Genomic DNA, 14,679 nt, shown 5'->3' on the forward strand with positions numbered 1-14,679 from the left:
CCATTGGAGTTGTGAGCATCATGAAATACAAAGGCTATTTAATTGATTTAGACGGGACAATGTATAAAGGAACAGAAAAGATCGAGGAAGCAGGTCAATTTGTTCAAAAGTTAAATGAGTTGAGCATTCCTTACTTGTTTGTCACGAATAACTCATCACGCACGCCAAAGCAGGTAGCGGAAAAACTCGTTTCATTTGATATCCCAGCAACAGAAGAACAAGTTTTTACAACAAGTATGGCGACGGCTAATTATATTGCTGAGCAAAAGAAAGATGCATCAGTTTACGTGATTGGTGAAGAAGGAATCAAGCAGGCCATTGAAGAAAAAGGGCTGACATTTGGTCAGGAAGACGCTGATTTCGTTGTTGTTGGAATTGATCGCGGCATTACATATGAAAAATTAGCAGTAGGTGCGATTGCCATTCGTCAAGGCGCACAATTTGTCTCAACAAATGGAGATATTGCCATTCCAACAGAAAGAGGGCTTTTGCCAGGGAACGGCTCGTTAACATCAGTACTAACCGTGACGACAACGGTTCAGCCGACATTTATCGGAAAGCCAGAATCCATTATTATGGAACAAGCGATGCGTGTACTTGGGACAGATGTGTCTGAGACGCTCATGGTGGGGGATAACTACGATACGGATATTATGGCAGGAATGAATGCAGGAATGGACACATTACTCGTCCACACAGGTGTGACAACAAAAGAGCTGCTTCAGCAGTATGAAAAGCAGCCAACCTATGTCATTGAATCCTTATCCGAGTGGATTGAGCGATTATCATAGAAAAAGAGGACAAGCGTTCGCGCGCGTCCTCTTTTTCTTTATTCCGCATTTCTTGCACTATGTGCCAGCCTGCTTGATGCGGCGGCAGCAATAGCGCCGACAATGTCATCTAAAAAGGTGTGGCATTCGCCCGTGGATTTATCGTTGAGTTTCCCGAGAATTCCTGGTTTTTCTTTATCGATATATCCGTAATTCGTAAAGCCGATTGAACCATAAATATTGACGATAGCAAAGGATAAAATTTCATCAACGCCATACAGGCTCTCGTCCGTTTCAAGTATTGATTGAAGCGGCTCAGTCAGCTTCTTTTGCTCGGCGAGTACGTCTAATTCGATGCCCGTTAATATCGCATTTTGGACTTCACGTTTTGCGATGACACGCTCCACATTGTGGATGCACTCTGTCATGTCTAAGCCAGGATGATATTTTTCCTGTAAAAAGTAGACAAGGTCTGCTATATCTTGAATGGTTACGCCTCGTTCTTGTAAACGGCGTCTTGCTGTTTTTTCTACTTCGTTCATCTCATGATGATGCGGCATGTATTCCTCACCCAATCCTCGTATTTTGTCCACAACGTGTAAAAAGCTTCGGATAGTAAATAGTATTCATAAATCCCTCAACCTGCGACTACGATATGATAAGAGATTGATCAAGGAACGCAGGTGAAAACATGAAAGAAACTATCTATCACACATTTGGTATTGATGTTCGTCAATTTACGCCATATGGCAGTTATCAGAGCTTTCAAACGGCGGAGGCTCTCTTCCTCATTGTTCCTGTATCTCATTTGCGAGAAGAAGAACTCACAGAGTTGTATCATATCAGTCAGTATTTACTGAATGCTGGAGACCCATACGTTGCTGTGTTTGAATTAACAAATGAAGAAAAGCCCACCTTTACTCATGGGAAGGAGCAGTATGCTTTATTAAAAGCAGCGCCTCCGATCTCAAGCCGCTCGTTTCAGCAAGCGTCAGAGCTGGCAGCCTTTCATGTCAGGGGAAGAGGCTTTCCATATGAAGTATCCGAAACAAAACGTGTCGGTGCTTGGAAGGAATTATGGGCAAAACGATTAGATCAGCTTGAAGGCTTTTGGATGCAGCAAATGCATCAAAAACCGCTGCAACGGTTTGAACAAAAATTTATTGAATCGTTTCCGTATTATCTTGGATTAACGGAGAATGCCATTCAATATTTAGTCGATACTGAGCTTGATGATGAACCGAAAGAAGGTGACTCAGGCACTGTCTGTCATCAGCGCTTTTCACGTATGACATGGCCGCATGAGCAGCCGCTGCGTTTACCTGTGGATTGGGTCTTTGATCATCCAACCCGTGATATTGCCGAATACTTAAGAGAGACCTTTGTACAGCATAAGGAAGATTTAATTGAAGAGGGCTTTTCCTTTCTTCAGCAATATGAACAGGTGACACCTCTTTCTTCCTTTTCAAAGCGTTTGTTATACAGCCGCCTGCTGTTCCCACTTCATTACTTTGAAATTGTAGAAGGCTACTACATGTCGGGAGAAAATGAAAAGTCATATTATGAAGAGCGGTTAGATTACGTCTTAAATGATGCGAGCCGCTATGAATACTTTCTGAAGGTCTTTCAAGAAATGAGTGCCATGCGAAGCGGCGGCAGCCCCATTCCGGCTGTTGGCTGGATTCAGCCTGCAGCTGATTTGAAGTTTCAGTGAACAGACAAAACGTCTCTTTTCTCTTGAGGCGTTTTTCGTTATGCTTAAAGAAATCGATTAAAGGAGTGTTCTTCTTGCCGAAACCTTACGTCTATATCACAAGAAAGCTGGATGAAGCATCACTTACACCATTAAAAGAAGTCGCTCATGTTGAGATGTGGCCAAGCGAGGATGAGCCGTGTCCAAGAGAAGAGTTAGAAACACAAGCTGCTAAAGCGGATGCGCTTCTCACCATGCTGTCAGATCAAATAGATGAGCCGCTTTTATCAAAGGCTCCGAATATCAAGGTGGTTGCAAACCTTGCTGTTGGCTATGACAATATTGATCTTGAAGCAGCCAAAAAGCATGGAATCACCGTATGTCATACACCAGACGTCTTGACAGAATCGACGGCTGATTTAGCCTTTGCTCTTCTGATGGCGTCAGCTAGACGCATTGTCGAGGCGAGTGATTGGATTAAGGATGGAAACTGGACAGGCTGGGGGCCGCTTCTTCTTGCCGGTGCTGATGTTCATCACAAAACACTCGGGATTGTCGGAATGGGCAGCATTGGAACAGCACTTGCCAAGCGGGCCAAAGGCTTTAATATGAATGTCCTTTATCATAATCGTTCAAGAAAACCCGAGGCAGAAGCGCAGCTTGGCGTGACCTATGCGGCTTTTGAGGAACTGCTCAAGCAGTCTGATTTCATCGTCTGTCTGACGCCGTTAACCCCGGAAACGAAAGACATGTTTAATGAAAAAGCATTTGATCTGATGAAGAACTCTGCTTATTTCATTAACGTATCAAGAGGACAGACTGTAAATGAGGATGCTTTATACGAGGCTGTCACAACAGGAAAAATTGCCGGCGCTGGTCTGGATGTGTTTAGAGAGGAACCTGTCAGCCCGTCTCATCCGTTAACGACATTACCTAACGTCACAGTCCTTCCTCATATTGGAAGTGCTAGTGTTGAAACAAGAAAAACGATGATGCGTTTATGTGCTGAAAATATTGCGCTTGTCTTACAAGACGAGCCAGCCAAAACGCCGGTTCGTTTATAATATAAGGCTTCCCGGTGTTCGGGAGCTTTTCTAACAAAAATATTTTGAAAATATAGAATCTTGATGTAAATAGCTGTTAAGCGGTTTCATTCTGACAATCTCTTATTTTATTACCTTGTCAAAATGAGGATACCCCTTTATAATGTGTGTACATTGAATGTCTGTGTAAGGTTAACAAATGTCTTTTTAGAGAGGACATTTACGGAGAAAGGTGGAATTTCAGGTGAAGGCAATTCGAGTTGGGCTATTAGGATTAGGAACAGTGGGAAGCGGTGTCGTAAAAATTATCCAAGACCATCAGGATAAATTAATGCACCAAATCGGCTGTCCGGTATTAATACAAAAAGTGCTTGTGAGCAATCCCGATAAAAAAAGAGATGTGGATGTCGCAAGAGAGGTCTTCACAACTGAAGTATACGATGTGATTAGAGATCCAGAGGTCGATGTCATCATTGAAGTGATGGGCGGCATTGAAGAGACAAAACAATATTTAATAGATGCGTTAAATGAGAAGAAGCATGTCATTACAGCCAATAAAGATTTAATGGCGCTTTACGGTACGGAGCTTTTACATGTAGCGAAAGAAAATGGCTGTGATCTTTATTATGAAGCAAGTGTCGCCGGAGGAATTCCGATTCTGCGCACACTGGAGGAAGGGCTCGCCTCTGACCGAATCACCAAGATGATGGGGATTGTGAACGGTACAACGAATTTTATTTTAACGAAAATGAATGTCGATAAAAGCGCATATGAGGATGTCTTAAAAGAAGCACAGGATCTAGGCTTTGCAGAAGCAGATCCGACAGCTGATGTAGAAGGACTGGATGCAGCAAGGAAAATGGCGATTCTTGCAAGACTCGGCTTTTCTATGAATGTGGATTTAGAGGATGTAAAGGTGAAAGGTATTTCTGATATCTCTGATGAGGATATTAATTTCAGTAAGCGGTTTGGCTATACAATGAAGCTGATCGGCATTGCTCAGAGGGACGGAGAGAAAGTAGAGGTCAGCGTCCAGCCAACTTTACTTCCTGATCATCATCCATTATCATCTGTCAACAATGAATTTAATGCGGTGTATGTCTACGGAAGTGCTGTAGGAGAAACGATGTTTTACGGACCTGGAGCAGGAAGTCTGCCGACAGCAACAGCTGTTGTATCAGACTTAGTCGCAGTGATGAAAAACATGCGCCTTGGCGTGAACGGAAGCGGATTTATCGCACCGCAGTTTGAGAAGAAGATCAAATCGTCATCAGAAATATTTGCTCAGCAATTTTTAAGAATTCATGTTAGAGATCAAGTCGGGGCATTCTCCCGCATTACATCTATTTTTTCTGAAAGAGGCATCAGCTTTGAAAAGATCCTTCAGCTTCCTGTGAAAGGACATGATGAGCTGGCTGAAATTGTGATTATTACACATCAGACCTCAGAAGAAGATTTTTCAAATATCCTGCAAAAATTAAACGACCTCGACGTGGTGGTTCAAGTGAAGAGCACGTACCGAGTAGAAGGGAACGGTTTAAGCTGATGAAATGGAATGGACTCATTGAAGAATTTCAAGAATTTTTACCAGTAAACGAATCTACACCTAAACTAACATTAAATGAAGGGAATACACCGCTGATCCATCTCGCCAAGCTTTCAGAAAAGCTGGGAATCGAGCTTCATGTGAAAACAGAAGGCGTCAATCCAACAGGCTCTTTCAAGGATCGAGGAATGGTCATGGCTGTTGCAAAAGCAAAAGAAGAAGGCAATGATACAATCATGTGCGCTTCAACAGGGAATACCTCTGCAGCAGCAGCGGCTTATGCAGCCCGTGCGGATATGAAATGTATTGTCATCATTCCAGACGGGAAAATTGCCTTCGGTAAGCTTGCACAGGCCGTCATGTACGGAGCAGAGATCATTGCCATTGACGGCAACTTTGATGATGCACTGAAAATCGTCCGCAGCATCTGTGAAAAAGCACCGATTGCCCTTGTTAACTCGGTCAATCCTTATCGAATTGAAGGACAAAAGACAGCAGCATTTGAAATCTGTGAGCAGCTAGGCTCTGCCCCGGACGTACTGGCGATTCCTGTTGGTAATGCAGGGAACATCACGGCCTACTGGAAAGGCTTCAAGGAATATCACGAGAAAAAAGGAACTGGACTGCCTGTCATGCGTGGTTTTGAAGCAGAAGGTGCAGCGGCAATCGTTCGAAATGAAGTGATTGAGCAGCCAGAAACAGTGGCAACGGCTATCCGTATCGGAAATCCAGCGAGCTGGAAACAAGCTGTGGCAGCCGCAGAGGAATCAAATGGAAAGATTGATGAAGTAACAGATGAGGAAATTCTACATGCGTATCAATTGATTGCACGTGAAGAAGGCGTGTTTGCAGAACCGGGCTCATGTGCGTCGATTGCGGGCGTGTTAAAGCAGGTGAAATCTGGAGAAATCAAGCCAGGCAGTAAAGTTGTTGCGGTACTAACAGGCAACGGACTGAAAGATCCAAATACGGCTATCGATATTTCTCAAATCAAGCCGGTCACACTCGATGCAGATGAAGATCAAATTCTTGAACACTTAGAAAAGGCCGCACGCGTATGAGTGAAGCCTCCATGCTTTTTTCAATCACAGTACCGGGAAGCACTGCCAATTTAGGACCAGGCTTTGATTCAGTTGGAATGGCGCTCAGCCGCTATTTAAAGCTATCGGTCTATGACCATGATAGCTGGCTGTTTGAAGCAGAAACAGATGTCGTGTCTGGGATTCCATCAGGCACCGACAACCTGATTTATCAAACAGCCAAAAAGGTCGCAGATGACTTTGGAAAAACACTCCCGCCTGTTCATGTCAAAGTGTGGAGTGACATTCCATTGGCACGGGGGCTTGGCAGCAGTGCTGCTGCCATCGTGGCCGCCATTGAACTCGCCAATCAGCTTCTTGAATTAAACATGACAGATGATCAGAAGCTCTTTTATGCAAGTGAGGTAGAAGGTCATCCAGATAATGCGGGTGCCTCTTTATTCGGTGGTTTACTGATTGGTCTCCACGAAGAAGACAAGACACATGCCGTTAAAGTGCAGCATGTGGATGTAGATGTTGTCGTGGTGATTCCTTTTTATGAAGTGCTGACAAAGGATGCCCGTGATGTCCTGCCAGAGGATTTTTCCTATAAGCATGCCGTCAGTGCGAGTGCTGTGAGCAACGTCCTTGTAGCCGCCTTAATGACGCAGAACTGGCCGCTTGTTGGAGAAATGATGAATAAGGATTTATTTCATCAGCCTTACCGCACAATGCTCGTGCCAGAGCTGTCAAAGGTAGAGCATGTCGCTTCGCTAAAAGGAGCGTATGGAACGGCTTTGAGCGGTGCTGGACCGACGATCCTCACCTTAGTGGAAAAAGGGAAGGGAGAAGCGCTGAAAGAGCAGCTAGCCCAAAATTTCCCGCATTGCGAAGTTGATTTGCTGACGGTGCCAGTAGAAGGTATTGTCGTGCAGCATCATCCTGTTAATCAAGTAAAGAACGTGCTGTGAATCTGCACGTTCTTTTTTTATGCTTGTTTTTATGGGAAGAAGCAGGGATTATTATTTAGAGGATCGAACTATTTTTTAAGCATAAAAGGGGGAGATACGTTCATGAAGAAATTGATGACGGCAGAAGATTTAACAAAGATTGTTTCTGTTTCCCATCCGGTTTATTCACCAGATGGACAAAAGGCAGTCTTTACAAAAGTCACTGTGAATGAGAAAAAAGACGATTACAACATCCACTTATGGGTTCGAGATGAAGAGACAGAGGAGCTGGCACAATGGACATTTGAGGATGGAAAGCATCATCAGCCAGTTTGGTCAAAAGACGGCAGGCAGCTTGCTTTTATTTTACAAAAGCCAAAGGAAGTCCCTCAGCTGGCGCTCATGAAGAGCGAAGGAGGCGGCGTGCGAACCTTAACGACGATTCCTTACGGAGTATCTCATCCTGTTTTTTCTCCAGATGGTGCTTTTCTTTATGCGGCTGTGTCATTGAAACAATCAGAATCTGTTCATGATGAAAAAAAGGAAGAGCAAGATGACTTTGCTCCAGCGGTATATGATGATTTGACCTATAAAGCAGATGGAAGAGGCTTTTTAGATGGGCGTGTCACGCAGATCGTGAAGGTAGATATCGATTCAGGAGAGATAGAGCCTGTCACGAGCGAGCAGGTTCATCATATGAATCATACGATTTCTCCTTGCGGCAAATGGCTTGCCTTTATTCAATTAAATCCACAGATACCTTACATAAGTGACGTGTGTCTTCTGTCATTAGAAGATGGTCAGACAAAAAAGATCACACAAGCAAACGGCGCTTATTCCACCGTATCTTTTTCTCCAAATGGAGAGAGTCTTTTGTATATTGGACATGAGCGCGAATTTCAAAATGCTACCTTCCCATCACTATGGCTGTATGATCTGAAGGAAGAAAAGACGGTTCAACTGTCAGAAATGCTGGATATGTATGTTGGGAACTGTATGGCAGGAGATAGCGTGATGGGAGAGGTCTATCAGCTTCCGCAGTGGACAAAGGACAGCCAAGGGTTTTATGCGCTTGTTTCTGATCAAGGCAGTACAGGAATTTATTATTTCTCTATTGAAGGTTTAGCCTATCCTGTTCGACTAGAGGCGGAACATATCACCAATTTCAGCCTTCATCCAAATGAATCCAAATTGCTGCTCAGCCGGCTTTCACCTGTCTCACCAAGTGAGCTGTATGAGATGACATTAGGGGAGACAGAACTAAAGCAAATCACATTCGAGCATCATGATTTTCTAAAGGAGCATATCGTATCGGAACCTGAACCATTTTCTTTTCAGTCAAAAGATGGAGACGAGGTGCATGGCTGGTTTATGAAGCCTTCCAAGATGGAAGAGGGAAAGAAATATCCGCTCATTCTAGAGGTTCATGGCGGACCGCATGCCATGTATGGTTATACGTATTTTCATGAATTTCAAATGCTCGCTTCTGAAGGCTACGCCATCGTGTATATCAACCCGCATGGCAGTCATGGGTATGGACAGATGTTTACTGACCGTGTGAGAGGAAACTATGGTGACGTTGATTATGACGATGTCATGCAGGCTGTTGATCATGTGCTCAAAGCCTATGATTTCCTTGATGAAACAAGGCTTGGCGTGACAGGCGGCAGCTATGGCGGTTTTATGACCAACTGGATTGTTGGTCAAACCGACCGCTTCCGTGCAGCTGTCACACAGCGTTCCATTTCAAACTGGATTAGCTTTTATGGCATCAGTGATATCGGTTATTTCTTTACAAGGTGGCAGATTGATGGGGATATTTATGATTCTGTCGATAAGCTATGGGATCGTTCGCCACTAAAATATGTGAAGCAGGTGAACACGCCGCTCCTCATCTTGCACAGTGATGAAGATTATCGCTGCCCAGTTGATCAAGCAGAGCAGCTTTTTGTGGCCTTGAAGGAGCTTGGGAAAGACACAAGATTGGTCAAATTCCCGAAGGCATCTCATGATTTATCCAGAAGCGGCCACCCGGGGCAGCGTATTCAAAGACTGACTTTTATAAAGGAATGGTTTAGAGAAAAGCTAGCCTAATAAAAAACGACCCTTCAGCGTGCTGACAAACCCTCGCATTCGGTGTCAGTTCAGCGTGCTGGTGCTCACGAATAGAAAATTCGCTCCGCGCCAGTACTCGTCCTTCCTAGACTTCAAGGGTTTTCATATCACGCTGAAAAGAAGACAAAGGGCTAAAGCCTCTGTCAATCATGAAAAAAACGACCCTAATTGGGTCGTTTTCATGTCATATATGAATTAGAAAACCTGTTCAACTTCTACAACGCCAGGCACTTCTTCTAATAATGCGCGCTCAATACCGGCTTTCAATGTAATGGTTGAACTTGGGCAGCTGCCGCATGCACCAAGAAGACGTAATTTCACAATGCCATCTTCAATGTCTACAAGCTCACAGTCTCCACCATCACGTAATAGAAATGGACGAAGTTTGTCCAGTACTTCCTGTACTTGGTCTTTCATTTCGACTTCAGTCATTAGATATAATCGCTCCTTTCACAACATATCACCATTATATTCATCTAGACGATAAAAATCTATTGATTGGTTTCAAAGTTTCCTTCTCATTATAGCACAATCTCATCTTGAAACAAAAAGTGATTTTGACTTTTTTCATCCAGAAAATTCAGCTAAAATGAAGAAAGAATAGGGGGCTTGTCAAATGAACAAAACCGTCGATCTTTATGTATATGGAAGAGATGTCTTGTGCGCTAGCTGCGTGAATCTGCCTTCTTCAAAAGATACGTTTGAATGGTTAGATGCAGCATTAAAACGAAAATATCCGAATCAGCCATTTCGCATCACATATATTGATATTGAGCACCCGCCAGAAAATGAACAGCAAAAGGAATTGTCTGAACGAATTCTTGATGATGAATTCTTTTATCCGCTTGTCTTAGTAGAGGATCAAATCGTTGGAGAGGGCAATCCGAAATTAAAAGACATTTATCAAGAAATGGAGAAATACGGGTACAGGGAGAGCAGTGAATAAGCTGTTCTTTTTTTGAGAAATATAAACGAACGAGTGTTCCTATTTTGGGTTGAAAAAGAACGTTTGTTCGTTTATAATGAAATGAAAGGAGCGTGAGCATCATGAATTATTTACTGAAACAATCTCTTCATCAGCAAACACCGATTGAGATGATTTATATGAAGAAAAATGGAGAGTGCACGAAGAGAAAAATCATTGTCCACCGTGAGACGGATCAGTTTATCCAAGCGTATTGTTTATCGAAGAAAACGATGAGAACCTTTCGTAAAGACTGCATTCTTGCCCTTGCTCCGATCAAATGGACCAACTCATCGGCACATGCCGTTTCATAGAAAAAAGCTCCCTCGTCACGAAGGAGCTTTGAGAAAAAATTCACATAATTTTAGCCGTTGTGATGCTTGTACATCCAAAGCAGTCCAGATTTCAGAAGTCTTGGCACCCTGCCAACAAGTGGACGATCTGCCACTAAGCCAAATCCGGCTTTTTTCCCTAATGAACCTAAAACACCTTTTAGCTTAAACTGTGGATAAGCCTCAGGAAGCGGCTCATTTTTCCAGCGTTTTTGCAGAGATTGGACAATTTGTTCTGCCTGCGCCTCAGCTAGCTGTGCACTTGGGGCATGCGGCAGACTTGCGCAGTCACCTACCACATATACATGCTCATCCCCTGGGAGATTGTGATGAGGAGTTAATACGACACGGCCTTGTGCGTCTTTTTCAACATCCATCTCTCGTACCACTTTACTTGGCTGTATTCCTGCTGTCCACACGATGACATCAGCTTCAATCGCGTCATCATGGTTATAAACAAGACCTTCTTCAACCTTTGTAATATTGGCACAGTTAATAATCTTTACGTCATTTTCTTCAAACCACTTTTGCACATACAAACTTAATCTTTTTGGGAAGCTTGATAGAATCAGCTCTCCGCGGTCAAAAAGAATAATGTTTAAATCAGCACGGCTTTCTCTTAATTCACTGGCCAGCTCTACCCCGCTAAGTCCAGCACCGACGATGCCAACCGTTGCACCTGCGCTCAAATTGTTTAATTTGTTATACGCATGTCTTGACTGATCAATGGTTTGAATGCTGTATGTATGTTCTTTCGCACCAGGGACATTATGATACTTGTCCTCACAGCCGAGTCCAATCACCGTATCATCATACGGAATCGGTTCACGGTCGCTGAATAAAATCTGTTTGTTTTCAATATCAATTTTTTCTACTTCCCCGTATTGAATATCCAGCTTCGGATGCTCTGGAAAAGATACTCGAATGTGATGATCAGAGATCGTTCCAGCAGCAAGTGCATAATATTCTGTTTTTAAACAGTGGTAAGGATTTCGATCAATTAATGTGATAGTGACATCATCAGGTAATTGATTTGGCAATAAGCGGTGGAGAACCCGCATATTCCCGTAACCTCCGCCGATCAAGACTAAATTTTTCATGACGATTCTCCTTTTCCCCGTAGACATTGAAAAACACTTATACTAAAAAACTTTAAGTTAAAATACCAAATAAAATTATATCGAATTTACTGTGAAACCACAATAATTGTTTCAAAATAACCTACATATTCATCAGTTAGTCCTAAATAGTAAAACATTTTATGAGGAATAGGCGTAACGATACAGATGAAGCTCATATTTTGACTAATGCAAGGAATTTCGGTAGGATGGTAAGGCAATGTGAGGTGAAGCACAGTGTTTCCACTGATCGAATTTTGTGTAAGTAATCTTGCACAAGGGTCTCAAGAAGCAAAAGAGAAGCTTGAAAAAGACCCAAACCTAGACGTAATGGAATACGGCTGTTTAAGCTATTGCGGCAAATGTATGGACTCCCCATTTGCACTTGTGAATGGAGAATTTGTTTCAGGAGAAAATGCAGAGCAGCTAGTCGAGCGTATTTATGCTTTTATAGAGGAAAACGACATGTTTTAAATGCACCACATGGGTCATGAGGTGCATTTTTTTCACATTTTCAGCTTCCATTTTTAAGGAGAATCAATAGAAAGCGCATCCAATATGTTATGCTAATAAAATATCATCAATATGAAATATCACACGAGAGAAAAAGAGGCATATGCATAATAAAAGCCCTTTGCCATGGCAGCAAAGAGCTTCTATGTATGAAAAACGGGGGATGATAAGATTGTCTCCTGAATCGACTCCTTTTATACTATAAAGAAACAACATTTTTGGAGGAAGCTCATGACATCATTTCAATTCACGAAAATGCACGGATTAGGAAATAATTATATTTACGTCAATCAGATGAAGGAACAGCTTCCAGAAGAGCAGCTATCAGAGATAGCGATTCGCGTTTCTTCTGTTTATACAGGAATCGGTTCTGACGGGATGATCCTGATTTGCCCATCAGATGTTGCACCTGTGAAGATGCGCATTTTCAACAATGATGGATCAGAGGGCAAAAACTGCGGTAATGGGCTGCGCTGCGTTGCAAAGTATGTGTATGAGCATCAAATTGTGACGGACACAACGTTCCAGATTGAGACATTGTCAGGACTTGTTGAAGCGACCGTTCATGCTCAGGATGGTCACGTTCAGTTAGTTACAGTAGATATGGGAAAACCACGTTTTGAAAAAGAAGCAATGCCGATGCTTGGTGAACCGGCTAGCACAACGATTAATGAGCTGCTTGATTTTGGCACTGCGAAATTAAATGGAACGGCCGTTTCAATGGGAAACCCGCACATCGTTTTTTATTTAGAGGACATTGAAAAAGCGCCGCTTCATACACTTGGACCAATCATCGAAAAACACGACATGTTCCCAGAAGGCGTCAATGTAGAATTTGTAGAAGTTGTCAGTGAAACAGAACTGCATTTTCGCGTATGGGAAAGAGGTTCAGGGATTACCCAGGCTTGCGGAACTGGGGCCTGTGCTGCGGCTGTATCCACAATTGTGAATGGTCAGGCAAAAAAAGAAACAGACATGACCGTTCATTTAGCAGGCGGAGACCTCATCATTCGTTGGAAAGACAATGACCACGTGCTCATGACAGGACCTGCTGAAACGATTTGTGACGGCACATTTTATCTCTAAACCATTTATTTGAGAAAAGGCATCATCACGTTTATAATTGAAAAGAAACATCCAGTCAAAAGGAGGGATGATCATGAGTACACCAGTAACCATTACAGAAGCTGCTGCACTGCAGATTAAAGATATGATGAAAGAACATGAAGAAGAAAATGCGTTCCTTCGAGTGGGCGTAAAAGGCGGCGGCTGCAGCGGTCTCTCATACGGCATGGGCTTTGACCATGAAGTCTCAGAGAAAGACACGCAGTTCGAGCAGCACGGCATCAATGTCCTTGTCGATTCCGAAAGCCTTGACATCATGAACGGAACTATCATTGATTTCAAACAATCACTCATGGGCGGCGGTTTCACCATCGACAATCCGAACGCCATCGCGTCATGCGGATGCGGTTCTTCTTTCAGAACAGCGACGAATACCGGTACGCCGGAAGAGTGTTAAGGGTTAAAACGATTCATTCTGTAAAAGCATTTGTATAATGAAGACCTCCTCATATTAATCATTTTCTTGAGGAGGTTTTTTGTGTTGTTTTTAAAGATGCAAAAAAAGGACATGACTTCAATCACTCAGCACGTCCTCTTTATAAAGATATTTAATTAGAAAAAAGCTCGCAGTTTCTTAGTATTTCCTCTGTTCATCTTCCACATCTTTTCAAAAAGGTTCATCATGGTGTCGGAAAAAATGTTCTTTGTTGTGTTTCGTTGAGAATAACGTTTCGTATTAATCGATTGTATTCTTAATCATCATTTTCAAAGCTGTTCTCTCTTTTATGAAGAGTAGTAAAGACTTTCATCGCTTCGCTCATAAATGATGCCAATCCCTCACCATAACGATCTATATTCTTTGTGAAACGTTCATCTTGAATATAGAGTTGGCCTAAACCGTAAAAAGCATCAAGAGAGTAATAACGAAAGTTTTCGTTTAAAAAGTCGTACCATTGTTTGATGACGATTTGCACCTCTTTGGATTTAGGGGAATGGCTGCGAAGAGAGGCTAGTTTATTCAATATGCTATCCCAGCTATCAGATAATTCAATTTGTTCATCTTTAGACAAATGATTTAGTTTTGAGCTGACTTCATCAACAGCTTGATTTCCCCAACGGTGACGAGCTTCTTCTTCATATTGGCTAAAATTCATATTCATATTCTCAAACCTTTCTTTATAGGTGTATTGAGTTTCTCCCGTTAAATGCTGTAGCGTCTTATCAATATTTCCGATCATTTTATCGAGATTATTTCGTTTCTCTACTAACATTTTTCTTTGTAGCATAAATGCTTCTTTCTTATTAAATGAAGGATTGTGCATCATCTTTTGGATTTCCTTCAATGGAAATCCAAGTTCCCTGAAAAATAATATTTGCTGCAATGTTTCAAGGTTTTCTTCTGAATAGAGCCGATAACGATTATCTGTGACTTCACTTGGGGTCAATAAACCAATCTTGTCGTAATGATGAAGTGTACGAATGCTAATACCAAATAATTCAGCTACTTCTTTCACTTTCATTTCAATTCACCTCTCTTGATATCCACTATAA

General features: G+C 42.4%; 15 protein-coding genes and 1 pseudogene. 12 read left to right on the forward strand and 4 right to left on the reverse strand.

The window, feature by feature from the left end; translation table 11 throughout:
* The first annotated feature begins 17 nt into the window (after positions 1–17).
* The gene (locus JJ692_RS06185) at positions 18–791 is read left to right on the forward strand and encodes a TIGR01457 family HAD-type hydrolase (RefSeq protein ID WP_095410049.1); all 774 of its coding nucleotides are present in this window, start codon (positions 18–20) and stop codon (positions 789–791) included.
* A 38-nt stretch (positions 792–829) separates the two neighbouring features.
* Here JJ692_RS06185 and JJ692_RS06190 read toward each other — a convergent pair whose 3' ends face one another.
* Positions 830–1,330 carry a phosphatidylglycerophosphatase A family protein gene (locus JJ692_RS06190; RefSeq protein ID WP_024423365.1) on the reverse strand — a complete coding sequence of 167 codons (501 nt, stop codon included), beginning with the start codon at positions 1,328–1,330 and terminating at the stop codon, positions 830–832.
* A gap of 131 nt (positions 1,331–1,461) precedes the next feature.
* On the opposite strand from JJ692_RS06190, the gene yutH reads away from it, so the two are divergent.
* The 6 genes from yutH (at position 1,462) to JJ692_RS06220 (ending at position 9,115) form a co-directional block, all read left to right on the forward strand.
* A complete protein-coding gene (yutH, locus tag JJ692_RS06195; RefSeq protein ID WP_073207282.1) occupies positions 1,462–2,484 on the forward strand; it encodes a spore coat putative kinase YutH in 1,023 nt (340 codons plus the stop codon).
* A gap of 74 nt (positions 2,485–2,558) precedes the next feature.
* Positions 2,559–3,527, forward strand: a complete 969-nt coding sequence (locus JJ692_RS06200) for a 2-hydroxyacid dehydrogenase (RefSeq protein ID WP_206534343.1) — start codon at positions 2,559–2,561, stop codon at positions 3,525–3,527.
* 223 nt (positions 3,528–3,750) lie between these two features.
* On the forward strand, positions 3,751–5,052 hold the full coding sequence (locus tag JJ692_RS06205; protein ID WP_041107666.1) for a homoserine dehydrogenase: 1,302 nt from the start codon (positions 3,751–3,753) through the stop codon (positions 5,050–5,052).
* Positions 5,052–6,113: a threonine synthase gene (thrC, locus tag JJ692_RS06210; RefSeq protein WP_103131572.1), complete on the forward strand. Its 1,062-nt coding sequence runs from the start codon at positions 5,052–5,054 to the stop codon at positions 6,111–6,113. Before JJ692_RS06205 ends, thrC begins: the two co-directional genes overlap by 1 nt.
* Positions 6,110–7,042, forward strand: a complete 933-nt coding sequence (gene thrB, locus JJ692_RS06215) for a homoserine kinase (RefSeq protein WP_206534344.1) — start codon at positions 6,110–6,112, stop codon at positions 7,040–7,042. The genes thrC and thrB overlap by 4 nt, the downstream gene beginning before the upstream one ends.
* Before the next feature lie 102 nt (positions 7,043–7,144).
* Positions 7,145–9,115, forward strand: a complete 1,971-nt coding sequence (locus tag JJ692_RS06220) for a S9 family peptidase (protein WP_044331186.1) — start codon at positions 7,145–7,147, stop codon at positions 9,113–9,115.
* Between the two features lie 216 nt (positions 9,116–9,331).
* On the opposite strand, the pseudogene JJ692_RS06225 reads toward JJ692_RS06220, so the two are convergent.
* Positions 9,332–9,631: pseudogene (locus JJ692_RS06225) on the reverse strand (NifU family protein).
* 121 nt (positions 9,632–9,752) lie between these two features.
* Here JJ692_RS06225 and JJ692_RS06230 point away from each other — a divergent pair.
* Positions 9,753–10,082, forward strand: a complete 330-nt coding sequence (locus tag JJ692_RS06230; RefSeq protein ID WP_024423358.1) for a YuzD family protein — start codon at positions 9,753–9,755, stop codon at positions 10,080–10,082.
* 101 nt (positions 10,083–10,183) lie between these two features.
* Complete coding sequence (locus JJ692_RS06235) at positions 10,184–10,414, forward strand: WYL domain-containing protein (protein ID WP_024423357.1); 231 nt, start codon at positions 10,184–10,186, stop codon at positions 10,412–10,414.
* Between the two features lie 50 nt (positions 10,415–10,464).
* Here the strand turns inward: JJ692_RS06235 and JJ692_RS06240 are convergent, their stop codons facing one another.
* Positions 10,465–11,532: an NAD(P)/FAD-dependent oxidoreductase gene (locus JJ692_RS06240; RefSeq protein WP_024423356.1), complete on the reverse strand. Its 1,068-nt coding sequence runs from the start codon at positions 11,530–11,532 to the stop codon at positions 10,465–10,467.
* Between the two features lie 255 nt (positions 11,533–11,787).
* Between JJ692_RS06240 and JJ692_RS06245 the strand changes: the two genes are divergently transcribed.
* The 3 genes from JJ692_RS06245 (at position 11,788) to JJ692_RS06255 (ending at position 13,585) form a co-directional block, all read left to right on the forward strand.
* Complete coding sequence (locus JJ692_RS06245; protein WP_008346813.1) at positions 11,788–12,024, forward strand: YuzB family protein; 237 nt, start codon at positions 11,788–11,790, stop codon at positions 12,022–12,024.
* Positions 12,025–12,294: 270 nt separating this feature from the next.
* Complete coding sequence (gene dapF, locus JJ692_RS06250; RefSeq protein WP_044331168.1) at positions 12,295–13,149, forward strand: diaminopimelate epimerase; 855 nt, start codon at positions 12,295–12,297, stop codon at positions 13,147–13,149.
* Between the two features lie 73 nt (positions 13,150–13,222).
* On the forward strand, positions 13,223–13,585 hold the full coding sequence (locus tag JJ692_RS06255; RefSeq protein ID WP_024423354.1) for a HesB/IscA family protein: 363 nt from the start codon (positions 13,223–13,225) through the stop codon (positions 13,583–13,585).
* Between the two features lie 295 nt (positions 13,586–13,880).
* Here JJ692_RS06255 and JJ692_RS06260 read toward each other — a convergent pair whose 3' ends face one another.
* The gene (locus JJ692_RS06260) at positions 13,881–14,648 is read right to left on the reverse strand and encodes a MerR family transcriptional regulator (RefSeq protein WP_171464652.1); all 768 of its coding nucleotides are present in this window, start codon (positions 14,646–14,648) and stop codon (positions 13,881–13,883) included.
* Between the last annotated feature and the right edge of the window lie 31 nt (positions 14,649–14,679).

It is taken from the genome of Bacillus sp. 3a (assembly GCF_017161885.1).
Lineage (GTDB): Bacteria > Bacillota > Bacilli > Bacillales > Bacillaceae > Bacillus > Bacillus safensis.